Origin of the sequence: Streptomyces sp. NPDC048434 (assembly GCF_043200375.1) — a bacterium.
In the GTDB taxonomy this organism is placed as follows: domain Bacteria; phylum Actinomycetota; class Actinomycetes; order Streptomycetales; family Streptomycetaceae; genus Streptomyces.
This window is the reverse complement of record NZ_JBICXQ010000004.1, coordinates 262,936-284,693: the sequence shown is the minus strand read 5'-3', so window position 1 is coordinate 284,693 and position 21,758 is coordinate 262,936. Positions and strand designations below refer to the sequence as shown.

Annotated in this window: 19 protein-coding genes; 5 read left to right on the top strand and 14 right to left on the bottom strand. The window is 71.1% G+C overall.

Annotated features, from left to right (window positions below):
• Positions 1–21: 21 nt before the first annotated feature.
• The 3 genes from pdxA (at position 22) to ACGFWI_RS07075 (ending at position 3,138) form a co-directional block, all read left to right on the top strand.
• Positions 22–1,095, top strand: coding sequence for a 4-hydroxythreonine-4-phosphate dehydrogenase PdxA (gene pdxA / locus ACGFWI_RS07085; RefSeq protein WP_393904895.1), 1,074 nt, complete (start codon positions 22–24; stop codon positions 1,093–1,095).
• Positions 1,092–2,411, top strand: coding sequence for an MFS transporter (locus ACGFWI_RS07080; protein ID WP_393904894.1), 1,320 nt, complete (start codon positions 1,092–1,094; stop codon positions 2,409–2,411). The genes pdxA and ACGFWI_RS07080 overlap by 4 nt, the downstream gene beginning before the upstream one ends.
• 496 nt (positions 2,412–2,907) lie before the next feature.
• Positions 2,908–3,138, top strand: coding sequence for a hypothetical protein (locus ACGFWI_RS07075; RefSeq protein ID WP_393904893.1), 231 nt, complete (start codon positions 2,908–2,910; stop codon positions 3,136–3,138).
• A gap of 119 nt (positions 3,139–3,257) precedes the next feature.
• Here the strand turns inward: ACGFWI_RS07075 and ACGFWI_RS07070 are convergent, their stop codons facing one another.
• Together ACGFWI_RS07070 and ACGFWI_RS07065 are read right to left on the bottom strand one after the other, a co-directional pair.
• Complete coding sequence (locus tag ACGFWI_RS07070; protein ID WP_393904892.1) at positions 3,258–4,085, bottom strand: alpha/beta fold hydrolase; 828 nt, start codon at positions 4,083–4,085, stop codon at positions 3,258–3,260.
• An 85-nt stretch (positions 4,086–4,170) separates the two neighbouring features.
• Entirely contained in the window at positions 4,171–5,172 is a 1,002-nt protein-coding gene (locus ACGFWI_RS07065) for an alpha/beta fold hydrolase (protein ID WP_393904891.1), read from the bottom strand.
• Between the two features lie 382 nt (positions 5,173–5,554).
• Here ACGFWI_RS07065 and ACGFWI_RS07060 point away from each other — a divergent pair, with 382 nt between their 5' ends.
• Positions 5,555–6,769 carry a cytochrome P450 gene (locus ACGFWI_RS07060; protein ID WP_393904890.1) on the top strand — a complete coding sequence of 405 codons (1,215 nt, stop codon included), beginning with the start codon at positions 5,555–5,557 and terminating at the stop codon, positions 6,767–6,769.
• A gap of 138 nt (positions 6,770–6,907) precedes the next feature.
• Here ACGFWI_RS07060 and ACGFWI_RS07055 read toward each other — a convergent pair whose 3' ends face one another.
• The 3 genes from ACGFWI_RS07055 to ACGFWI_RS07045 all read right to left on the bottom strand — a co-directional run bounded on the left by ACGFWI_RS07055 (position 6,908) and on the right by ACGFWI_RS07045 (position 10,998).
• On the bottom strand, positions 6,908–8,107 hold the full coding sequence (locus tag ACGFWI_RS07055) for an MFS transporter (protein WP_393904889.1): 1,200 nt from the start codon (positions 8,105–8,107) through the stop codon (positions 6,908–6,910).
• 133 nt (positions 8,108–8,240) lie between these two features.
• The gene (locus ACGFWI_RS07050; RefSeq protein ID WP_393904888.1) at positions 8,241–10,049 is read right to left on the bottom strand and encodes a M4 family metallopeptidase; all 1,809 of its coding nucleotides are present in this window, start codon (positions 10,047–10,049) and stop codon (positions 8,241–8,243) included.
• Between the two features lie 658 nt (positions 10,050–10,707).
• Positions 10,708–10,998 carry a hypothetical protein gene (locus tag ACGFWI_RS07045; protein WP_393904887.1) on the bottom strand — a complete coding sequence of 97 codons (291 nt, stop codon included), beginning with the start codon at positions 10,996–10,998 and terminating at the stop codon, positions 10,708–10,710.
• A 563-nt stretch (positions 10,999–11,561) separates the two neighbouring features.
• Between ACGFWI_RS07045 and ACGFWI_RS07040 the strand changes: the two genes are divergently transcribed.
• Entirely contained in the window at positions 11,562–11,846 is a 285-nt protein-coding gene (locus ACGFWI_RS07040) for a hypothetical protein (protein WP_393904886.1), read from the top strand.
• 517 nt (positions 11,847–12,363) lie between these two features.
• Here ACGFWI_RS07040 and ACGFWI_RS07035 read toward each other — a convergent pair.
• The 9 genes from ACGFWI_RS07035 to ACGFWI_RS06995 all read right to left on the bottom strand — a co-directional run bounded on the left by ACGFWI_RS07035 (position 12,364) and on the right by ACGFWI_RS06995 (position 21,695).
• A complete protein-coding gene (locus ACGFWI_RS07035) occupies positions 12,364–12,549 on the bottom strand; it encodes a hypothetical protein (RefSeq protein WP_393904885.1) in 186 nt (61 codons plus the stop codon).
• 205 nt (positions 12,550–12,754) lie between these two features.
• Positions 12,755–13,315, bottom strand: a complete 561-nt coding sequence (locus tag ACGFWI_RS07030) for a dihydrofolate reductase family protein (RefSeq protein ID WP_393904884.1) — start codon at positions 13,313–13,315, stop codon at positions 12,755–12,757.
• 13 nt (positions 13,316–13,328) lie between these two features.
• Positions 13,329–14,453 carry a PP2C family protein-serine/threonine phosphatase gene (locus ACGFWI_RS07025; RefSeq protein WP_393904883.1) on the bottom strand — a complete coding sequence of 375 codons (1,125 nt, stop codon included), beginning with the start codon at positions 14,451–14,453 and terminating at the stop codon, positions 13,329–13,331.
• Between the two features lie 165 nt (positions 14,454–14,618).
• Entirely contained in the window at positions 14,619–17,378 is a 2,760-nt protein-coding gene (locus ACGFWI_RS07020) for a fumarate reductase/succinate dehydrogenase flavoprotein subunit (protein ID WP_393904954.1), read from the bottom strand.
• A gap of 125 nt (positions 17,379–17,503) precedes the next feature.
• A complete protein-coding gene (locus ACGFWI_RS07015) occupies positions 17,504–18,286 on the bottom strand; it encodes an ABC transporter ATP-binding protein (RefSeq protein ID WP_393904882.1) in 783 nt (260 codons plus the stop codon).
• Positions 18,283–19,176 (bottom strand): ABC transporter permease, encoded by an 894-nt coding sequence (locus tag ACGFWI_RS07010; RefSeq protein ID WP_393904881.1) that lies wholly within the window; start codon positions 19,174–19,176, stop codon positions 18,283–18,285. The genes ACGFWI_RS07015 and ACGFWI_RS07010 overlap by 4 nt, the downstream gene beginning before the upstream one ends.
• Positions 19,173–20,618, bottom strand: a complete 1,446-nt coding sequence (locus ACGFWI_RS07005; protein ID WP_393904880.1) for an ABC transporter substrate-binding protein — start codon at positions 20,616–20,618, stop codon at positions 19,173–19,175. The genes ACGFWI_RS07010 and ACGFWI_RS07005 overlap by 4 nt, the downstream gene beginning before the upstream one ends.
• A 13-nt stretch (positions 20,619–20,631) precedes the next feature.
• Positions 20,632–20,859 carry a ferredoxin family protein gene (locus ACGFWI_RS07000; RefSeq protein ID WP_393904879.1) on the bottom strand — a complete coding sequence of 76 codons (228 nt, stop codon included), beginning with the start codon at positions 20,857–20,859 and terminating at the stop codon, positions 20,632–20,634.
• Between the two features lie 65 nt (positions 20,860–20,924).
• A complete protein-coding gene (locus tag ACGFWI_RS06995; RefSeq protein WP_393904878.1) occupies positions 20,925–21,695 on the bottom strand; it encodes a GntR family transcriptional regulator in 771 nt (256 codons plus the stop codon).
• Positions 21,696–21,758: the final 63 nt, after the last annotated feature.

Here is a 21,758-nt window from a genome sequence, read left to right as displayed (position 1 = left end):
CGCACCCCGAAAGGCGATCCCATGACCCACCCTCAGCAGGCGACCGGCCACCGGACGGCCTCCGACGGCCCGCTGCCGCTCCTCGCCGTCACGCTCGGCGATCCCGTCGGCATCGGTCCCGAGATCACCGCCCGCACCCTTGCCGACCCGGCGACCACCGCCCTCGGCCGTGGACTCGCCGTCGGCGACGCCGCCGTACTGCGCCGCGCGGTCGCCGTCTGCGGCCTGGATGTCGAGGTCAACGCGGTCGCCGCGCCCGGTGAGGCACGCTTCGAGCCCGGCACCATCGACGTGCTCGACCTCGGGATCGCCCCCGCAGACCTCCCCTGGGGCACGGTCGACGCGGTGGCGGGCCGTTCCGCCGTGGCCGCGATCGAGGCCGCCACCCGCGCCGCGTTGGCCGGCGAGGTCGACGGCATCGTCACCTCGCCGATCAACAAGGAGGCGATCTGGGCGGCCGGTTCGCAGCACCTGGGCCACACCGAGATGCTCGGCGAACTCACCGGCGCCGCACACTTCGACACCATGTTCGTGGTCCGCGGCCTCAAGATCTTCTTCACCACCCGCCATGTCTCCCTGCGCAAGGCGCTCGACCAGATCACCGAGGAGCGGGTCGTATCGAGCATCCGGCACGCCGCCACCGCACTGCGCGTCTTCGGCCATGACGAGCCCCGGCTCGCCGTCGCCGCGATCAATCCGCACGGCGGCGAGGGCGGCCACTTCGGCGACGAGGAGATCACCGTGCTGCGTCCGGCGGTCGAGAAGGCGGCCGCCGAGGGACTCGGGGCCGTCGGGCCGATCCCCGCCGACTCGGTCTTCCACCAGGGCCTCGAAGGCCGCTTCGACGGAGTGCTGTCCCACTTCCACGACCAGGGCCATATCCCGGCCAAGACCGTCGACTTCGACGGCACCGTGTCCGTCACGGTGGGCCTGCCGATCCTGCGCACCTCCGTCGACCACGGCACCGCGTTCGACATCGCCGGCAGCGGCCGCGCCTCCCACGGCACGATGGCCGCGGCCTTCCGTGCCGCCGCCGGCTTCAGCCGCTTCACCGACCGGATCCGGGCCGCGTACGGAACGGCGGTCGCTCAGTGACGGACACCGGCCCGCAGCCGATCCCGCAGTCGCCGCCGGCGACCCCCGCCAAGCGCTGGATGTATGTCATCCCGGTCGCCGCGATCATGTACATGCTGGCGTATCTCGACCGGAACAACGTCTCCGTCATCCTCCCTTACATGCACGGCGATCTGGAGCTGTCCAACGCCGACAAGGGGCTGGTCGGCGGCGTCTTCTTCCTCGGCTATGTCTTCCTGCAGATCCCGGCGGCGATCCTCGCCCAGCGCTGGAGCGCCCGTAAGACCGTGCTCCTCCTGATGGTGGCGTGGGGGGTGGCCGCGTCGCTCTCCGGCCTCGTGCACACCAAGTCGCAGTTCTACGTGGCCCGTTTCGTGCTGGGCCTCTTCGAGGGCGGCGTCTGGCCCGCCGTACTCATCCTGCTCGCCTCGTGGTTCCCGCTGCGTGAGCGGGCCCGGGCCAACGCCCTGTGGATGGCCTGTCTGCCACTCTCCTCGGTACTGATGGCGCCGCTGTCGGGGTGGATGCTCGACCATGGGAGCTGGCGCTGGGTACTGGTGCTGCAGGGCGTCCCGCCTCTGCTGTGGGCGGTGGTCTGGTGGTTCGCGGTCGCCGACCGGCCCGCGCAGGCCCGGTGGATATCCCGCGCCGAAGCCGACCACGTGGAGCGCGCGATCGCCGCCGACGAAGCCGCCAAACCGTCGGCGGGCAGTGGCTCGTACCTCGACGCGGTCAAGCAGAAGCCGGTCCTCGTCCTCATCGGCGTCTACTTCTTCTGGATCACCGGTTTCTACGGCTTCAACCTGTGGCTGCCGTCGGTCATCAAGGAGCTGACACACAACGGATCGTCCACCGAGGTCGGTCTGCTCACCGCGATCCCGTTTACCGTCGCACTGGCCGTGATGATCGCCAACGCCGCCTGGTCCGACCGCACCGGCCGACGACGCCAAGCGGTGGCCGTCCCGCTTGTGGTGGGCGTCGCCGCACTGCTGCTGGGACAGGCCGTGGACGGCGCCCTGCCCCGGATGCTGCTGCTGTGTGTGACGGCCGCCGCGGTCTACGCGCCGTACGGACCGTTCTGGGCGATCCCCGGCCAGCTGCTGCGCTTCGAGGTGGTGGCCGTCGCCATGGGGCTGATCAACGCCCTCGGGAACCTCGGCGGCTTCGCCGGCCCCTACCTGGTCGGCTGGCTGACCGACGCCACCGGATCCAGCGTGACCGGCTTCGCGGTGTTGTCCGCCTTCCTCGCCGTGGCCGTGGCACTGGTGACCCTGGGCCTGCGCCCGAGCGTGCGCCCCGTACGCCAGGTGGCCGGGCAGGCACCGGAGAAAGCCTGAGGGACTGCCCTATTGACGCCCCATCAGTTCGGGTCGCGGGCCGGCCCGTCGCTTGGACGAGGCCCCCACGCCGAGAGCATCGGCGTGGGGGCGGTCGGGTCGAGCCGACCGGTGGCGACATGCGCCCGGATCGCCATTTTTGACGCTCAGTCATATTGATATGACTATTCCCGCCGACGGTCCTCGCCTCGAACGGACGACGCCTGTACGGCAATTCTCGGAAGTCAGGTCCGCGCCAGGGGCGGCGCCCGCCCCTCCTCGTGCCGGGCGCCCGAACCTGCGGTGAACGAGCCGCTCGTGCCCGGGAGTTGGGCATGACGGAGGTCTCGCCGGAAGGACCGCTCGATGCTGTCGTGGCCGGGTGTGTGCTTCGCGCAAACCTGGTGGTCGGTTACTCCGACTCGCGCAATTAACGATGAGTCAGGTTTTGGGAGGTTCTGTGAAGGTGATTCCTGAAAAGATCGATATACCCCCTTGATCCTCCTGAGGAGCAGACATGCGCATCCGCGCCGCGATCGCAGCTACCGCCCTTGCCACCACTATCGTCATGGGCGGTGCGAGCGCCGCCCTGGCTCACGGTAAGGACCACAAGGACCGCCACCACCACAACCACCACCGCGGCCACTACGGCTCCTGCTGGCTCTCCGCGGGTGTCCTCGACCACGTCGGCCCGGTCTTCAACGAGGGCTGCGAGAACGGCAGCTGGGGCGGCGGCCACCGGCGGTAATCCAGACAGCTCTCCAGCCGGTGCCGGCCGATACGACCACAGGTCCGTTCGGCCGGCACCGGCTGTGTGTGCGGAGCGCCCGGGATCCGGCCTCGGTCGGCCGTTCTCGGGCCGCTCCGTCAGCTGTTGAGGAAGGCCAGCAGATCGGCGTTGAAGTCTTCCTTGTACTTGCCGACCGCCGAGAGGCCGTGCGGCGCACCCGGGTAGACCTTGAGCGTGGCGTCCTTCACCAATGTCACCGACTTCTGGCCGGCGGCCACGATGGGCACGATCTGGTCGTCGTCGCCGTGGATGATGAGGGTGGGGACATCGAACCGTTTGAGGTCCTCGGTGAAATCGGTCTCCGAGAACTGCTTGATGCAGTCGTACGCCCCCTTGAGCCCCATCTGCATGCTCCAGAGCCAGAACGCGTCGCGGACCCCCTGGGAGACGGTGGAACCGGGCCGGTTGGCACCGTAGAAGCTGGCGCTGAGGTCCTTGTAGAACTGCGAGCGGTCGGCGGCGACACCGGCGCGAATCTCGTCGAAGACCTCGATGGGCAGCCCCTCCGGGTTGGCCTCGGTCTTGAGCATCAGCGGCGGGACGGCGCCGAGCAGGACTGCCTTGGCCACCCGGTCGGAGCCATGACGGCCGATGTAGCGGGCCACTTCACCGCCACCCGTGGAGTGCCCGACCAGCACCGCGTCCCGCAGGTCCAGGGTCTCCATCAGCTGTGCCAGGTCGTCCGCGTAGGTGTCCATGTCGTTGCCGTGCCACGGCTGGCTGGAGCGGCCGTGTCCGCGGCGGTCGTGCGCGACCGCCCGGAACCCGTGGGAGGCGACCAAGAACAGCTGGTCGTCCCAGGCGTCGGCGCTCAGCGGCCAGCCGTGGCTGAACACGACGGGTTGGCCGGTTCCACAGTCCTTGTAGTAGATCTCCGTGTCGTCGGTCGTGGTGAGGGTGCCCATGATGTGGTCGGTCCTTTCCTGTCGTTCACCGGCGTACGAGACGTGGCCGCGGGGGCCGGGAGGTGGGTGTCCGTCCCCGGGGCGCTCAGCAGCGGTCCGCCGGCCGGCCGGCGCCCCGACGTCTGCGGGCACTCGCGACGAGCCCCGCGCCGGCGAGCACGGTCAGACCGGCCATCGTGCCGAAGCCCATGAACACCAGAGGCTTGGTTCCCGTCGCGGCGAGGGCGGGTTTCGCGGCCGACCGGGCGGTGGCGGCGTCCAGGATGAGATCGGTGACCGCGCCCGGATGGGAGATCATGGCGACATGCGAGGAGTCGACCTCGACGGTGTGGGCGCCGGCGCGGCGGGCCTCGAAGCGCTCCAGGTCCGGGGCGATGGATCTGTCCTCGGTGGCGACCAGCGCCCATGAGGGGATGGTCCGCCAGGCGGCCGCCGTGGCCTTGTCGGTGAACGCCGAGGCGGAGAGGGGGCGTTGGGCAGCGGCCATCACCCGTGTCGTGGCGACGGGGAGGTCCGCGGCGAATACCCGGTGGAACCGGGCGGGCTGCAGATACAGATCGGTCCCGCCGCTGCCGTCGGCATTCCGGAACGGCACGCGCCGGAGAGCGGAGTCGAGTTCGCTGCCCCGGAACCTGGCCGCCAGCCCGCCGAGCGCCTCACCCTTGTCCGGCATGAATGCGGAGATGTACACCAGCGACTTCACCTGCGGATTGCCGGCCGCGGCGCGGCTGATCACGGCACCTCCGTAGGAGTGGCCGGCCAGCACGACCGGACCTCGGATGCTCTGGAGGACGCTGGATATATACGCGGAGTCCTGCGGCAGACCGCGGAGCGGATTGGCCGGCGCGACGACGGTGTACCCGGAGCGCTGCAGCCGCTCGGTCACCTGGTTCCAGCCGGAGGCGTCGGCGAACGCACCATGCACCAGCACCACGGTGGGCTTGGTTCCGGCCCGCTCGCCCGGCCCGGGGGCACCGCCGTCGGCGACAGCCGGTGCGGCGGCGGCGAACACCGCGGTGAGCAGGACGGTGACGAGATACCCACCACAAAGGCGGCTCAGCAGGCCCGGGGCGGACGGTGCGGCCATGCGACTCTCACTTCTCCGCCTCGACGGGAGGCTGCTGGATCGGGGATTGCTGGGTCTCAGCGTTCCCGGCCTCGGCCGGAAGAGCGTGTCGTGAGAGGCAGCAGAGTGAAGGCGGGCGGCCATCCGAGTGGTGAGCGGCCCCGCGGTGCATCCCGGCCCTCTGCGCACACACCGTCGCGCCGGGCCGGGCAGCGCGGACCGGCACCGTCCACGAGGCCACGTCCCCCGGCACGGTGCTCCGTGCACGGGGCGACCGCAGCAACGGCCCATCTGCCGCTCAACGAGGCGCTCTGGACGGGCACGACGCGGTGCCTTAGCGTCACAAGCCGGCCGTGCACCACCGTCCGAGTCCGACTCCGCCCAGGGAAGCCGAGGACGCGTTGTGACCACTCTCCCTCAGCCGCCCGACATCCTGTCACCGGAGTTCGCGGCGGACCCCTACCCCGCGTACCGCATCCTGCGTGAGCACTACCCGCTGTTCCACGACAAGGGCACCGACAGCTATCTGCTCTCGCGGTACGAGGACGTGGCACGGGCCTTCCGCGAGCCGGTTTTCACCACCGACAACTATGAGTGGCAGCTCGAACCGGCGCACGGCGGCCGCACCCTCCCCCAGATGAGCGGCCGCGAGCACTCCGTACGCCGCGCCCTGGTGGCCCCCGCCTTCCGTGGCCGGGAGCTGCGGGAGAAGTTCCTGCCGGTCATCGAGCACAACGCGAGGGAGCTGATCGACGCCTTCCGCGACGATGCCGAAGCCGATCTGGTGGGGCAGTTCGCCACCCGCTTCCCGATCAACGTGATCGTCGACATGCTCGGCCTGGACCGGGCCGACCACGACCGCTTCCACGGCTGGTACGAATCCGTCGTCGGATTCCTGTCCAACCTGGCCCAGGACCCCGAGGTCGCGGCCGCCGGCCGGCGCGCCGGTGAAGAGCTCTCCGCCTACCTGCTGCCGCTCCTGGCCGCACGACGTGCCGCACCCGGCGACGACCTGCTCTCCACCCTCTGCACCGCGGAGGTCGAGGGCACCCGGATGAACGATCAGGACATCACCTCGTTCGTCAGCCTGCTGCTGGCCGCCGGTGGTGAAACCACGGACAAGGCCCTCGCCACCCTGTTCCGCAACCTGCTGGCCCACCCCGACCAGTTCGCCGCCGTACGCGCCGACCGGTCGCTGATTCCCGCGGCCTTCGCCGAGACCCTGCGCTACACCCCGCCGGTCCAGATGATCATGCGTCAGCCCGATGCCGAGGTCACCCTCAGCGGCGGCACGGTCCCCGCCGGCGCCACGGTCACCTGTCTCATCGGCTCCGCGAACCGCGATGAGCGCCAGTACGCCCGGCCCGACGCATTCAATGTCTTCCGCACCGACCTGACCTCCACCACGGCCTTCAGCGCCGCCGCCGACCATGTGGCCTTCGCCCTGGGCCGGCACTTCTGTGTAGGCGCACTCCTGGCCAAGACCGAGATAGAGGTCGGCGCCAACCAACTGCTCGACGCATTCCCCGCCATGCGCTTCGCGGACGGTACGGCGCCCGCCGACGCGGGAGTGTTCACCCGGGGGCCGGCGCGCCTGCGGGTGCGGCTCAGGCCCTAGGCGTGCTGTCCGCACATTTCCGCCTGGTCTGCAGGCGAACGACGGGACGTTGCGGCTCACTTCCTAATGACGGCACGGCCCGGCGGTACTGCCTGAGGCGGGAAGTGCCTCGGGGGACCGGGCGGCATGCGGGGCCGGTCAGTCGGTGGTTGTCGGCGGCCGGCGCAGCACGTAGAGGCCGACGGTGACGGCGAGCACGATGTCGCAGGCGGCGAAGGTCAGGCCCGCGCCGCGCAGTCCGAGCGCCAGCGTGAGCGCTCCGACGCCCACGACCGGCAGGGAAATGCCCAGGTAGGCAACGAGGAAGAAGGCCGAGATGGTGCCGCCCCGGTGCTCGGGTGGCGCCGCGCGGCTCACGGCGGTCAGGCCGGCGCGGAATGCCAGGCCCTGTCCGATACCGCCGCACACCGCACCGATGACCAGCACCGGCAGTGAGGTCACGGCCAGCGAGACGGCGACGAGTACGAGGCCCACCACCAGCACCAGACAGCCGCCCGGCAGGGCCTTGCGCACCCCGATCCGTTCGGTCAAGGACTGTCCGGCGGTCGACCCCAGAAACACCGTGAAGACGATGAGCCCGGCCACGGCCAGATTGCGCACGCCCAGGGTCTGGCCGACGAAGCTCGGGGCGACCGCGGTGAACAGTCCCAGGAGGGAGAATCCGGCGAACGCGGCGACGGCCGAGGGGGTGAAGACTCCCCGCACTTCGGGCGGCAGCCGAAGGCCCTGGGGCCGCAGTGTGTGCGGGCGGTGCGGATGCTCGACGGTCTCCGGCAGGAACCACGTCGCCACGGCCGCCAGAGCCACCAGTACGAGGTGCACCAGGAACGGCAGGGTCAACGGCCATGGCGCGTACTGGGCCAGCAGGCCCGACAGCAACGGGCCGCAGCCGAGACCGCCCATGTTCGCCGCGGTGGCGGCGAATCCCGCATGCGCTTCCTGACCCGGCTTCGCGAGCTCCAGCACGGTCGCCGTGGCGGCGCCGCTGAACAAACCGGCGGCAAACCCGGACAACACCCGCCCCAGCAGGAGCATCGGCAGCCCGCCCTCGAAGATGAAGCACAGCGCGCTCGCCGCCGACAGCCCCAGCGCGCAGAACAACACCGGGCGCCGGCCCACCTCGTCGGAGACATTGCCGGCGAGGAGGAGAACCGTGATCACGCCGAGGGCGTACGCGGCGAACACCACGGTCACCATGAGCTCGGAGAATCCGAGCTGCTGCCGGTAGAGCCCGTACAGCGGGGTGGGGAGTGTCGTCCCGGCCATGCCGATCGCGAACACGCCCGCCGCCACCGGATAGCCGAGTCGCCGAGTGCCGCCCGTGCGATCGCTGATCATGGTCACAACGTAGGCTCCCGTCGGCCGCGCCGTCGAGAACCACGAGCGGGACCCGCGGGCCATGCCGTGGACCGGACGCACATGGTGCCCCCGCGAGCGGCGGGGGCACCATGCTGCGCCTGGTCCGGGAGGATCAGTGCTTGGCGGTGGGCGCGTTGGCCGCCGTCACGTTCACGGCGGACCAGGCCTTGTCCACCGTCTTGTACTCGGTGCTCCCGGCGCCGTACAGGTCCTTCGCCGCATGCAGGGTCGCGGCCCGGGCGTCATGGAAGTCGGTCGTGGAGACCATGTACCGGGTGAGCGCCCGGTAGAAGATCGCCGTCGCCTTGCTCCGGCCGATGCCGGTCACCTTCGAGCCCTTGTACGTGGGCGAGTCGTAGGCGACGCCACCGATCGTCTTCTTGCCGCTGCCCTCGGCGAGAAGGTAGTAGGCGTGCGAGGAGACACCGGAACCGGCGTGCACCTCGGCGTCGTAGGACGCCTTCGACCAGTAGTCGACCGTGCCTTCGAGCTTGTCGAGGGACGGCTTGTCCAGCCGGCGCAGGAACTTCTGGTCGAGGCCGAGCTTCTCGCCCATCAGGTAGTTCGGCGGGTTCTTCGGGTTGTTGGTCGAGAATTCGACCGAGCTGCCGAAGATGTCCGCCAGCGACTCGTTGAGGGAGCCGGGCTCGCCGAACTGGTTCCCCTCGGCGTCGACGCGGGTGGGCTGGAGATTGGCCGTCGCGTCGACGACGCCGTGGGTGAGCTCATGGCCGGTGACGTCCAGTACGACCAGGGGCTTGGCGAACGTCTTGCCGTCGCCGTCGCCGTAGAGCATGCAGCCGCAGTCCGAGGACCAGTAGGCGTTGCCGACCTTCTTGCCGAAGTGCACCAGGGCGTGTGCCCCGCGGCCGTCGTTCTTGATGCCCTTGCGGCCGAAGGCCTTCTTGTAGAAGTCCAGGGTGCTGGATATGCCGTACTGGGCATCGACGGCGGCGGTCGCCCGGTTGCTCGTGGTGCTGTTGCCCCAGCGGTTGGTGGTGCTGGTGAATGCCTTGCCGGCGGTGAACTTCTGCAGCTCCTTGTCGCCGGCGTCCCGGGTCTCGGTGTTCCCGCGGGTGGAGTCCTTGAGGGTGTAGGACTTCTGCGCGGTCCGGGTGGTGGACAGCGGCACGCTGCCGACGAAGAAGGATGCGCCGGAGCCGGTGGCCGCGGACGGGAAGCCGGCGGCGCCGGCCGCCTTGTCCGTGGCGGGCGCGGCCGGAGTGGCCAGGCCGGTCGCGGGGTTGAGCCGCTCGCCCCGGGCCCGCAGCTTGGCCTGGACGGTGGGTGAGAGGAACGAGTCGTCGACCGGGGCGTTGCTGAGCACCGCTCCGGTGGCCGCATCGATGACGACGGTACGGGCGCCGCCGGCCTCGGCGGTACGACTGTCGGCCACCTGCACCCGGTAGGCCAGTGTGGTCCGGTTCTCGCGGGCGTCCACGACCAGTTCGGCCTCGCCGGCGTGGCCCTTCGCCACACCGGCGGCCTTCGTCCGGGCCTCTCCGGCCGACAGCTTCGGGTCCGTGTCGGAAACGTCGACCTGGTGACGGTAGGCCCGGGTCACGCTCTCGTACGCCGACTTGGCGGTCAGGTGGACGACGAGGTCGCCGCCGAGCACCGGCAGTCCGCGGTGGGTGCGTATGAAACGGACATGCTGACGGCCGTCCGGGTCGACGAGCGCGTCCGTGGCCTTGAGGGTGTCTTTCTTGCCGACCCCGGTGGCCGAAGCGTGGGCATACGCGGCGGCGCGGGCCGCGTCCACGGCCTTCTGGGGAGCGGAAGTTGAGGAGGAGGGTGCAGCGACCGGCGAGGCCGCGGAGCTGGCGGAGGCGCTGCCCGCCACCCCCGCAGTGAAGGTCGCGGCGGTCGTCACGGCTACGGCGATGGCCAGGCGGTGCCTGCGTATGTGGGGTCTACGCACTGCTGTGGGTCCTTAGCGCTGCGGGGGCGGTCGGCTGGCCAACCGCCCATACGCGCGGTGCTGTTGAGCACCACGGGGGCCGTGGGGCCCCGCGCAAACCCTGGTATGTCTGGCATGGGCATGTAAAGCAAAATGGTCAGGATTCAAGATTCCTGGTCGAAATTTAACAATTGGTCAGCTTTAAGTAGCCAGAAGATGACCAACAGTGCTCCATGGGAAGAGACATGGAGTGGCGCGAAATGGTTGCTCGGGAGTCGAGGCGAATCGTGAGCTGCTGCAGAAGCGACGTCGTCCGCCCCGGCGGCCGGACCGGTGCGGCGCAGAACAGCGAGCTGAAGACAGTCGTTCAGGCCGACGACGACATGGCAGCGGTCGAAGTCGCGCCGCGGATCGTGCGTCGTCGGTTGCCGAAGACCGCGTACGCCCGGGGCCGGCTGATCGACTTCGCCCCGGGGTGCGCAGGGCCGGAGGCCCGATGCGCATGCCTCCGAGGCGCGCTGCTACCTGCTGAGCGGGAGGCGATCGAGGCGAGAAGTGCCATGGGCCCGGCACCTGGGTGGTGTTCGTTGCCCGGCGGCCGTCATCGTCCGCGTACGGAGAAGGGCGCGCGGATACCGGCGATCACGGTGCGGCCGCGCTGACCGGCCGGGGCGTCGGGCTAGGTGTGGAAGAGTTCTTCCAGGGAGGCTTCGGCCCGATCTCCGCCGCGTGCGGCTTCGACGACGGCCTGGTGGAAGGAACGGCTGGCTTCTTCGGAATGGCACGGGACGGGGCTGCCGGCCATGGTGTACCAGTCCGTGGCTCCGGTGTACTGCACAGCTACATGAGCCAGGTCGTCCGACCAGGTCGTATGGATGGTCAGGTCGCCGTTGATCACGCCGATCTCCGCGGTGCGAACGGCGCCGGGTAGGGCGTGGATCCCGACAGTGGTCCAAGATGCCCAGGTCATGATGTTCCCCTCGGCGACAAGGGCCCCGGCCGGCGGCCGGGCGCGGTGACTCAAGTTTGGCACCTGAGGTGCGGGAGCGCACCGCATGCGGTGGCGCAGATTCCGCAAGGCGTGCGATGGCCTGGGGCTGGCCCCCGCAGTCGGCGGGTCGTGCGCGTCGGCGCCGTGGCCCCGCCGGGCCGGTGCGGCGGCTTCTCGGGCCGCGGTGGCCGGCTCGTCCCCGGTGAGGCAGGTGTGCGGGGCGTCGTCCCGCTGGGAGTATCGCCGTCGCTCGCTCGGTGAGCTCCGCCCGGCGTTGGGTGAGCCCCGTGCGCAGGGCGTCGCTGCTTACGGAGTGGTGCAGGTTGCCGAGGACCGGCCGCACCCCGGGCGGCAGACAGCGGCTCTGCCGGAGCGTATGGATCAGTCCCGCGTCCGGGACGCCGGTGGCGCCGTAGCTGCGGTACCGGGCCCTGCAGTGCCGCATCTCTGCGGTTGCTCTGGGCGCGCATCGGTCACGGTCCGTGCCCGGCCTGCGGCCAGCCCCGCCCTCGTTCCGCGTGAGCGGCGCGTCCGAGGGTGGCATGTCCGAGGACGACGCGTCCGGGGCCGGCCCGGCTGTGTCCTGCCTGCACGGCGCCACCCCCGTCCCCGAGAGGGTGACGGGAAACTTCTCCTCCCGGACGCCCGCGCGATCTCTGCTCCACGGAGTCGACAGCCCGGACTTCCGCCGGCACCTTTCCGGCACCGAGCCACCCGCCACGGTCGCCCGCGGCCACTTCGAGGGCGTCGTCACCACCATGATGCGGCGCAACGCCCAGCGCATCGATGAGGCCGCCCATCTTGTGAAAAGGACGAGCAGCCGCTGATTAAGAAGACCTGCCCGGACTGCCGGGGCGCGCGGGTGCGGCGTGAGGGGCAGGCAGTCGTCGTCGCCCGTCCTCCACCTCCCTCCTCCCACCACGGTCCTCCCTCTCGACGAACCGCCGCCTGGCTCGACGGCCTCCAGGTGGAGCCAAGTGCGGTGTCCGCTCCGGGACTTGGGCAACAGCGGCCACGACATCGCAGGTCCTCGACATGACGGTGGACGAGGCGCCGGCCCTCTTTGAGGGGGTGTCAGGCAGCGACGCATGACCGACGTCGGGCCCGGCCATCTGCAGCCGGGACAGCCGGCGCCGCGGGTGGGAAGGGGATGGCCGAAAGCACGTCGAAGGACATCGCACAGTCGGCCGGCTCGCTCACCGGGGCGTTCCTGGACGCACCGCACCGGTAGGGGAGTGGTCCCGGTCCGCACAGGGGTGACGGAGCGGACTGGGGCCGTACCGGCCGTCCATGCCTCGATGAGCCGCCGGGCCGGGCCGGGGGGCGGAGTGCCCAAGCGGAATCTCAGTCGATGACCGTATGGAAGAAGGTGACGGCTGCGCCGAACGCAGCGCCGCCGACGAGGGTTGCGGAAGCCGGGGTGCCGCCGTTGAAGAAGGTGAGCACACCGGCGCCGATAGCGGTGAGGGCGCCAAGCAGAAAAATGACGGCGGCGCGCTGACTCAGCAGGGTTGATCTGTTGTGGGACACATCAACTCCCATCTGCGCGGGAGCGACGAATCGCTCGGTGCGGATGCTGATGCTCTGATTGATCTTCTCATCTCACCCCCCGGATTTTCGGCAGCACACGAGGAAATTCCGAAAGGGCCCCGGAAAGAATCAACGTGGCCTTCGGGGCCGAGCGATGGCACGGATTTCCGGCAGGCGCCGAACTCCCCGTGGGAACCGGGTTTCGCTATGCGGTCCGATAGCGCAACAGGACGACGCCCGAGCTGAAGGGCCGGGTCTCGGCGAGGTGCAGACTCCGCACGCCGGTCGCGTCCGCGAACAGCCGACGGCCGCGCCCCAGGACGACCGGGTGGACGAACAGCCGGTATTCGTCGACCAGTCCGGCGGCGATGAGGGCATGGACGAGTGTGATGCTGCCCGTCGTGACGATGTCGGTTCCCGGCGCGGATTTCAGTTCCCGCACCGCATCGCCCAGGTCGCCCCGCAGGACCGTGGTGGGCTCCCATCCGGGATCGTCCAGCGTCCCGGACACCACGTACTTCGACACGCTGTTGAGATAACGGGAAACGCCGGTGGTGTCATCGGTGCGCTGCGGCCAGTACGCGCGCATGTCCTCGAAGGTCACCCGCCCGACCAGGAACGCGTCGGCCGCGGCCAGCTGTGCGCGCAGCGCCGCCTCGACGTCGGTCTGATCGGCGCCGGCCTCGCCCGCCGGGCCGAACCAGTCCCCCTCCGCGTCGATGACCCCGTCGAGCGTGATGTTCTCCGTGACGATCAGGTCCCGCATCCCGGCCTCCAAGTCAGCGTTCGGCGCTGCTCTCACTATGGCTGAGCCTTCTGCGGCCCTCCGCCTGCCGGGTGACGGCGAGGACCGCCATATCGTCGTCGCGCGGCCCGCCGGTCCAGCGCTCGACGTCCCCCACCAGGCGGTCGATCACCTCCCGGGGCCCCCGGAACGGGCCGTGGCCCGCCAGTTGGGCCGCGGGGTCGTAGAAGGTTCCGGTACGGTCCCGGGCCTCCGTCACCCCGTCGGTCACCAGCAACAGGGTGCTGCCCGCCGGGAACGGCCAGTCGGTGGGCGCGGTCCGGGCCGTGCCCAGGGCACCCATCCCCAGGGGAAGGCCCGGATCGTCGACCTCCAGCGCGCGTACCTCGTCGTCTTGGCAGAGGTAGGGCGCGGGGTGGCCGCAGTTCAGCAGCCGCAGGCCCGCGGCCCGCGGGAGGATTTCGCAGATCAGGGCCGTGATGAAGCCTTCGAGCCGGTTTTCCTCGGAGGTGTGCTCGCTCTCCCGCAGCAGCGCGTGCTCCATCCGGTCGGCCAGCGCCGCCAGGTCGGGCTCCTGCTCGGCGGCCTCACGGAACGCGCCGAGCAGCACCGATACCGCGCTCACCGCCCCGAGTCCCTTGCCCCGCACATCGGCGATCATCAGCCGGACACCGAACGGGGTCCGCTGGACGGCATAGGCGTCCCCGCCGATCCGGGCCTCGCTCTGCGCGGCCTGGTAGCGGGCGGCGATGGTCAGCCGGCCGATACGTTCCGGCGGCGCGGGCAGCACGGCACGCTGGGCGGCCTCCGCCACCGAACGGACGACATCCAGATGGCGTCCGTGACGGGCGATCACCCGATTGACCCCGATGCCCATGAACGCGGCGAAGAGGGTGTTGATGAGCTCCAGATGGCCCTCGAGGTTGTCGGCGGTGCCGTCCTTCACGGTCAGCGCGAAGACGCCCACGACGATGGCGGCGCCGATCGCCAGGGTGTGCCGTAGCGAGAGCAGTGCGCCGGCCGTCACGCTGGCCGCCGTCAGCATCGGGTCTCCCCAGTAGTCCGCCGGCGAGAACGCGTCCCAGACGAGCCCTCCGGCGACCAGGACGCTCGGGGCGAACTCGACGTATCGGGGCCATCGCGAGGAGAAAGAGGGCATAGAGGTTCCTGACCAGCCGTCCATGTCGGATAGCAGGAATATGCCTGTTTCAGGGAGATTTATACAGTGGGCTTCGGTGGTCGGGCGATGCGGGCGGGTCGCCCGCAGGGCGTCCTCGGCCCGCAGCCCACGGCCGGCGGCCTCCCCGGGCGGCCCGAAGGTGTGTCACTCCTTCGATGCGAGCCGGGCGTACGCGCGGACATCGGCGTCCGGGTCGTCGGCGACCGCGGCCCAGGCCTGGCGGACATCCGCGCGACCGGAGTGCGCACGCAGGGCCAGGACCCCTGCCTTGCGCACATCCGCGTGCCCGTCGGCGAGCGCCGAGCGCAGCGCGGACACGGCGCGTTCGGGGTCGGCGGCGGCCAGGGCCGTGGCGGCACCGGCCCGGACCTGCCAGGCCGGGTCGTCGAGCGCCGCGACGGCCGCCGTGTCGTACGGCGGCGGGCAGCCGGTGGTGGCCAGCGCCGCGAGCGCCGCGGCCCGTACGAGGAGGTCCTCGTCGCGCAGCAGCACCGCCAGGTCGTCGGGGCCGCCGACCGTGCCGAGGCCGTGCGCGGCAGCCACCCTGACCTCGCGGGAGGGATCCGCTGTGGCATGTTGCAGGGCGTCGGAGGCGTCGACGGAGACCAGGGCGCGGACGGCCTGGACCCGTACCTCCACCGCGGGGTCGGTGAGCGCGCCGGCGAAGAGGGCCCGGTCACCGAGGCGGAGCGCGCGCAGCACCTCCACGGCCGCCGAGCGGACGACGGCGTCGGGTCCGTCAAGGGCGGCGGCCAGCGGCGTACGCAGGTCGGGTTCCGGTGTCAGGACCTCGATCAGCTCCCGCAGCGAGGCGCCGGCGGCGGCTCGTACGGCCGGGTCGGGGTCGGCGAGGGTGGCGGCGAGGGCCGGGCCCGTTCCGGGCGGGACGCTTTCGGTGAGGGCATCGACGGCGGCGCGGCGGACGGCCGGGTCGGGGTCGGAGAGGTAGGGGCGCAGCGTGGGGAGGTCCGGCTGGTCCTCGGTGAGGGCGAGGAGTTCGAGGATGCGGGGGGACGGGCCGGGCGCGGAAGCGGTCCCCGGCGGGGGCGTGGCCGGGGTGCCCGCGCCGGGCAACGCGTCGTTCGTCGCCCCGGCACCTTCCCCTTCCGCCCCGCCCGCGGACCCCACCGGCGGCGTATCCGTCCGCCCCGCCGTGGCGACCTGCTCCGGGTGGACCTCGCCGAGGAACCGGGGGATGCCGCCCACGGGGGCGTACTCGTCGACCGGGACGAGATACGGCGCCACCGGGCGGGCCGTGAACTCCATCGCGCCGGTGGCTGATTTGCACAGATCGAGATGGTGCAGCCAGTCGTCGTCATTGCTCTTCGGGTGGTCCGTGCGCTCGTGGTAGAGGCCCCAGCGGGACTCGGTGCGGGCCAGCGACGAGCGGGCGGCCATCTCGGCGCAGTCGCGGATGAAGCTGACCTCGGCGCAGCGCATCAGCTCGTGCGGGGTGCGGGCGCCCATGCCGGCGATATCGGCGTGCATCCGCTCGAAGTGCTCGACGGCCAGCGACAGGCGGGCGCCGCTCTTGGGCGGGGCGACATAGTCGTTGACGAAGCGGCGGAGCTTGTACTCGACCTGGGGCTGCGGCGGGCCGTCGGGGTTGCGCAGCGGACGGTAGACCAGTTCGTGGGCCGCACGCAGCTGGTCGGCGGGCAACTCGCCCTCGTACGCCCGGTACGGGGCCGCGTCCGCGCCCGCCAGGTCGCCGAAGACGAAGGCGCCGATCATGTAGTTGTGCGGGACACAGGCCAGGTCACCCGCCGCATACAGCCCCGGCACGGTGGTGCGGGCGTGGTCGTCGACGCGTACGCCCGACGCCGAGTGCCCGCCGCACAGGCCGATCTCGGAGATGTGCATCTCCACGTCGTGGGTGCGGTAGTCGTGGCCGCGCCCGGCGTGGAAGGTGCCGCGGGTGGGGCGCTCGGTGGTGTGCAGGATCGTCTCCAGCGCGGAGACGGACTCCTCCGGTAGGTGACTCAGCTTCAGATAGACCGGACCGCGTTCGGAGGCGACCTCGGCCGCGAACTCCGCCATCATCTGCCCCGACCAGTAGTCGGATTCCACGAACCGCTCGCCGTGCCGGTTGACCTGGTAGCCGCCGAAGGGGTTGGCGACATAGGCGCAGGCCGGGCCGTTGTAATCCTTGATCAGCGGATTGATCTGGAAGCACTCGATGCCGGTCAGTTCGGCGCCCGCGTGATACGCCATGGCGTAACCGTCACCCGCGTTGGTGGGGTTCTCGTACGTGCCGTAGAGATAGCCGGAGGCGGGCAGGCCGAGGCGGCCGCAGGCGCCGGTGGCGAGGATCACCGCGCCGGCCCGGACCGTGACGAACTGCCCGGTGCGGGTGTGGAAGCCGGCCGCGCCGACCGCCCGGCCGCCGGATGTCAGCACCCGCACCGGCATGATCCGGTTCTCGATGCGGATCCGCTCCCGCATCTCCCGGCGGCGCAGCTGCCGGTAGAGGACCTTCTTGACGTCCTTGCCCTCCGGCATCGGCAGCACATACGAGCCGGAGCGGTGCACCTGGCGCACCGCGTACTCACCGTGCTCATCCTTCTCGAACTTCACGCCGTACGACTCCAGCCGCTGCACCATCGCGGAGCCGCGGGTCGCGGTCTGGCGGACGGTGGACTGGTCGACGATGCCGTCGTTGGCGCGGGTGATCTCGGCGACATAGTCGTCGGGTTCCGCGCGGCCCGGGACGACGGCGTTGTTGACCCCGTCCATGCCCATGGCGAGCGCACCGGAGTGACGGACGTGCGCCTTCTCCAACAGCAGGACGGCGGCGCCGTGTTCGGCAGCGGTGAGCGCCGCCATGGTCCCGGCGGTGCCGCCGCCGATCACGAGGACGTCGCAGGACAGCTCCTCGGCGGCGTCGAGGGAGGGGATCTCCATGGCTTCCGTGCCCTCCAGGGCGGTGCCGTGCGGCATGGCGGTGCCTTTCGGTCGCCGGGTCACGTCGTATGACGCGCCGGTCTCGTCGGTCAGATGTTTCGGGTCATTCCGGTTGACCGGCCAGGTCAGGGGACGGGCCGGTCGCCCAGGGAGGCGAGGACCTCGCGGCGCAGTGCGACCGTCGCCGGCTCGGCGTGCGCCGCGCGGGTGCGAGGCCGGGGTACGTCCAGCACCCGGCCGGTGCCCAGCAGCGCGACCCGGTCGCCCAGGAACAGCGCCTCGTCCACGTCGTGGGTGACGAAGACGACGGTGGCGCCGGTGCCGCGCAGCGCCGTCACCAGCAACTGCTGCATCCCCGCCCGGGTCTGCGCATCGAGCGCCCCGAACGGCTCGTCCATCAGGACCGCACGCGGCCGTCCGGCCAGCGCGCGGGCCAGCTGGGTGCGCTGCCGCTGGCCGCCGGAGACGTGGTGCGGCAGGTGTGCGGCATGCTCGGTCAGTCCGACCCGGGCCAGCCAGTCGTCCGCCCGCGTCCGGCGCTCCGCGCGTGCCACGCCCCGGATGGCCAGCGGGAGTTCCACGTTGGCCCGCAGGGTGCGCCAGGGCAGCAGCGCGTCCTCCTGGAAGATCAGCGCACGGTCGGCGGCGGGCCCCTCGACCGGCTCGCCGTCCTGGCTCAGCCGGCCGCCGAGCAGCGGCAGCAGACCTGCCAGGGTGCGCAGCAGGGTGGACTTGCCGCAGCCGGACGGTCCGACGACGGTGAGGATCTCACCCGGGGCGACATCGAGGTCCAGGCCGTCCAGAACGGGGGCGCCGGGCCGGCCCAGTGCGGCCTCGTCCAGGGTCAGCCGGAGGCCCGGGGCGGGTTCCTGTGCCGGGGCCGCCGCGGTGATCTCGGTACGGGTCATGAGGACTCCCCGATCGCCGCCCGGCCCGTCCGCCACCGGCCGCGGCCGGCCGTGGACGGAGGCGAGTCGTCCGCGGTCCGCGGCAGCCAGCGGGTCAACCGCCGCCCCAGCAGTTCCACCGCCGTGGCGGTGAACCGGCCGAGCAGACCGATGGTGGCCATGCCGACGAACACCCCCGGGTAGTCGACGATGGTGTAGTCCTGCCAGGTCCGGTAGCCCACGCCGTACTCGCCGGAGATCATCTCGGCGGAGATCACACAGATCCACGAGACACCGATCCCCACCGACAGCCCGCCGAGGATGCCGGGCAAGGCCCCCGGCAGCACCACCGACCGCAGTACCCGCCACCGGCCCCCGCCCATGGTGCGCACCGCCTCCTCCCAGACGGGTGTCAGCGCCCGTACCGCGTGCCGGGTGGAGACCGTGACCGGGAAGAACGCCGCGGCGAAGGTGATGAAGACGATGCCCTGCTCATTGCTGGGGAACAGCAGGATCGCCACCGGCACCAGCGCGATCGCCGGTATGGGGCGCAGCACTTCGAGCAGCGGGCCGAGGAGATCGGAGGCGAGCGGGGAGCGGGCGACGGCGGTGCCGACGGCGACGCCGAGAATCGCCGCGAGGGCGAAGCCGCCGACGATCCGGGTCACGCTGTCGGAGACGTCCTGCCAGTAGGCGGCGGTGCCGAGCCGGCGGCCGAACTCCTGAGCCGTCTCGGTGACGGTCGGGAACTGGGAGAACCGCAGCCACAGGTTCACCCGGAACTGGGCGAGCAACTGCCATACCGCGAGCGCCGCGAGGACCGCTGCGGTGCGCCGGGCACGGCGGGTCCAGGTCCATCGGCGCGAGCCCGCCCGTCCCGTACGGGCCGCCGTGGCGGTGGGCGCGCTCACCGGGCCTGCTTCAGGGCGGCGGCGTAGCTGAGGGTGCGCGCACCGTGGTGGTGCCGCGTCCAGGCGTCGGCGGTGGCGCGGGTGGCGAAGGGCAGCAGCCGTGCGCCGTCGTGGACCCAGACCGACTTGTCGGCGAACCAGCGGGTGCCGGTCGTCGCATCGGCCACATACGCGGCCCGCACCGTGTCGTGATGGGTGGCGGCGAACCGCAGCAGGGCCTCCGGGCCGGTGAAGGAGTGGGTACGGTCCTCGCCGCGCAGCCACACCTCGTCGGACGACGGGTGCGCGGTGCTGCTCCGGGCCTTGGCGTACCCGCTGCCGTAACTCTGCTTGACGTAACGGTCATTGACAAAGGAGTCAACATTGACTGGCCCGGTCAGCTTGGCCGCCCGCAGCACCGCCACATCCTTCTTCAGCGCGGCGATCAGCTGCGGCTTGAGGGTGGGGTCGAAGGTGGCGACGCCGCCGGAGCCGTTGTAGAGGTAGACCACCTCGGGCGGCAGCCCGGTGGCCTTGGCGACCTGCTGGGCGGCATCGACCGGGTGGGCCTGCAGATGGCGCGTCGCCTCCCGCTGTGCGGTGAGGAACGCCCGCACCACGGCGGGGCGCTGTGCGGCGAAAGAGTCCCGTACGGTCACCCCGTGAAAGGTGGGCAGGCCGAGCGCGCCGCCGTCATAGAGAGCCTGCGCCTTGCCCTGGAAGGCGAGCAGCCCCGGCCAGGCCACGAACTGGGAGAGGGCGTCCGTGCTGCCCGACTGGAGCGCCGAGGCACCCACGGCCGGCTGCTGGTTGAGCTTGTGGATGTCCTGTTCCGGGTCGATCCCGGCCCGCTGCAGGGCCCGTACGAGAGTGCCGTCGGAGGCCGAACCGACACTGCTGGAGACCTTCTTGCCGCGCAGGTCCGCCAGCGAGCGCAGGGGGGAACCGGGCTTGGTGACAATGGTGTTGAGCGCCCCGCGCAGGTTGTAGCCGGTGACGGACACCAGCCGGGTCGGGGCGTGCAGCTGGCTGCCGCGGGCGGCGTTGATCAGCAGCGGGAAGTCGCCCATCGAGCCGATGTCGACCTTCCCGGCGACCATCTGCGCGGTGATCGGCGCACCGGTCGCGTAGTCCTGCCACCGCACCTTGTACGTCTTTCCGTCGCGCCTGCCCTGGGCGCGCAGCGCACGTTCGAAGAAGCCCAGCGAGCGCAGCAGCGTACCGGCGGTGACGGTGTTGATGGTCTTGGACTGGTAGCCGACGGTCACGGTGACGGTCTTGCCGTCCGAGGCGTCCGCTGTGGTGCCGCAGCCACTGAGCGAGGCCGCCAGCACGGCGGCGGAGAGCGCCGCGGCGAGCGCCCTGCGGCGCGCGGCCCGCGGTGCGGCGGAAGAAGGGGCCGGCGCGCGCCGGACGGGGGACGGGGACGGCACGAACGGGGAGCCCGTGAATCGGGAGCTCATGAACGGGGGCCTCTCATCGCAACAAATAGGGCATGTTGACCGTGACCGCACCGGTGGGACAGCGTGCGGCGCACGGACCGCAGTACCAGCACTCGTCGACGTGCATGTACGCCTTGTTGCTCGCCGGGTCGATGGCGAGCGAGTCCAGCGGGCACATGTCGACGCACAGCGTGCAGCCGTCGATGCACTTGGACTCGTCGATGGTCACGGGCACGTCGGCGCGTTGGGACGCAAGAGGCATGGCGGTCTCCAGGGCATGGCGGGGCAGGGGGAGCGGTCGGGGAGGACAGGAGCGGGCGAGGGGGCTCAGACAGTGCGGTGCAGCAGGCCCCGCATGGTGAGCCGGTCACCGCGGAAGCGGATGAACTCCAGGTCGACGGGGGTGCCGTCGGCAAGATGGGTGAGACGTTCGAGCATCAGCACGGCCGTGCCGCGCGGGGCTTCCAGTACAGCGGCCGAATGCGCATCGGCGTTGACGGCCTCCAGGGTGATCTCGGCGGTGCCCAGGGGCTGTCCGGCGGTCGCCTCGATCAGCCGGAACACGTCGTTGTTCTCCAGATCGGCGTCGAGCAGGGGCAGCCCGATGTCCATCGGGATATAGGTGAGGTCCAGGGAGAGGGGCAGGCCGTCGAGTCGGCGCAGCCGTTCCACATAGAGCACCTCGCTGCGCGGCGGGATCCGCAGCCGGTCCGCCACCGGGGCCGGTGCGGCGACCGGGCTGATGGTGCGGACCTCGTTGGTGACCCGGCCGTGCGAGTGCAGGGTCTCGGCGAGCCCCATCAGCCGGTCGAGCGCATGCGGGTACTTCTGGCCCACCACCACCGTGCCCACACCCGGCTGGCGCGCCACGAGCTGTTCGGCACGCAGCAGGTCGAGGGCCTGGCGGACGGTGTTGCGGGACACGCCGTAGTCCGCGCCGATCACCTCCTCGTGCGGCAGCACGCCCTCGGGGAAGCAGCCCCCGAGCACCTGGTGGCGCAGCAGGTCGGCGAGCTGCCGGGCGCGGTCCGCGCGGAGCCGGCGACGGCGCGCGGCCGCTACCGGAGTCGTGTGCTGGCGGGTGCGTTCGGCTGGCATGCGGTGGACCATACCGATGAGATCCGGCCAGTGGTGTTGCCGCAGTATTGCGCCACCTTCCGC

Excerpts from the sequence above, each read along its gene's own strand:
- ACGFWI_RS07065 (WP_393904891.1), bottom strand. The coding sequence starts at position 5,172 with ATGGCCGCACCGTCCGCCCCGGGCCTGCTGAGCCGCCTTTGTGGTGGG.
- ACGFWI_RS07075 (WP_393904893.1), top strand. The coding sequence starts at position 2,908 with ATGCGCATCCGCGCCGCGATCGCAGCTACCGCCCTTGCCACCACTATC.
- ACGFWI_RS07005 (WP_393904880.1), bottom strand. The coding sequence starts at position 20,618 with ATGAGCTCCCGATTCACGGGCTCCCCGTTCGTGCCGTCCCCGTCCCCC.
- ACGFWI_RS06995 (WP_393904878.1), bottom strand. The coding sequence starts at position 21,695 with ATGCCAGCCGAACGCACCCGCCAGCACACGACTCCGGTAGCGGCCGCG.
- ACGFWI_RS07055 (WP_393904889.1), bottom strand. The coding sequence starts at position 8,107 with ATGATCAGCGATCGCACGGGCGGCACTCGGCGACTCGGCTATCCGGTG.
- ACGFWI_RS07020 (WP_393904954.1), bottom strand. The coding sequence starts at position 17,378 with ATGGAGATCCCCTCCCTCGACGCCGCCGAGGAGCTGTCCTGCGACGTC.
- ACGFWI_RS07040 (WP_393904886.1), top strand. The coding sequence starts at position 11,562 with ATGTCCGAGGACGACGCGTCCGGGGCCGGCCCGGCTGTGTCCTGCCTG.
- ACGFWI_RS07030 (WP_393904884.1), bottom strand. The coding sequence starts at position 13,315 with ATGCGGGACCTGATCGTCACGGAGAACATCACGCTCGACGGGGTCATC.
- ACGFWI_RS07000 (WP_393904879.1), bottom strand. The coding sequence starts at position 20,859 with ATGCCTCTTGCGTCCCAACGCGCCGACGTGCCCGTGACCATCGACGAG.
- ACGFWI_RS07070 (WP_393904892.1), bottom strand. The coding sequence starts at position 4,085 with ATGGGCACCCTCACCACGACCGACGACACGGAGATCTACTACAAGGAC.
- pdxA (WP_393904895.1), top strand. The coding sequence starts at position 22 with ATGACCCACCCTCAGCAGGCGACCGGCCACCGGACGGCCTCCGACGGC.
- ACGFWI_RS07025 (WP_393904883.1), bottom strand. The coding sequence starts at position 14,453 with ATGCCCTCTTTCTCCTCGCGATGGCCCCGATACGTCGAGTTCGCCCCG.
- ACGFWI_RS07045 (WP_393904887.1), bottom strand. The coding sequence starts at position 10,998 with ATGACCTGGGCATCTTGGACCACTGTCGGGATCCACGCCCTACCCGGC.
- ACGFWI_RS07015 (WP_393904882.1), bottom strand. The coding sequence starts at position 18,286 with ATGACCCGTACCGAGATCACCGCGGCGGCCCCGGCACAGGAACCCGCC.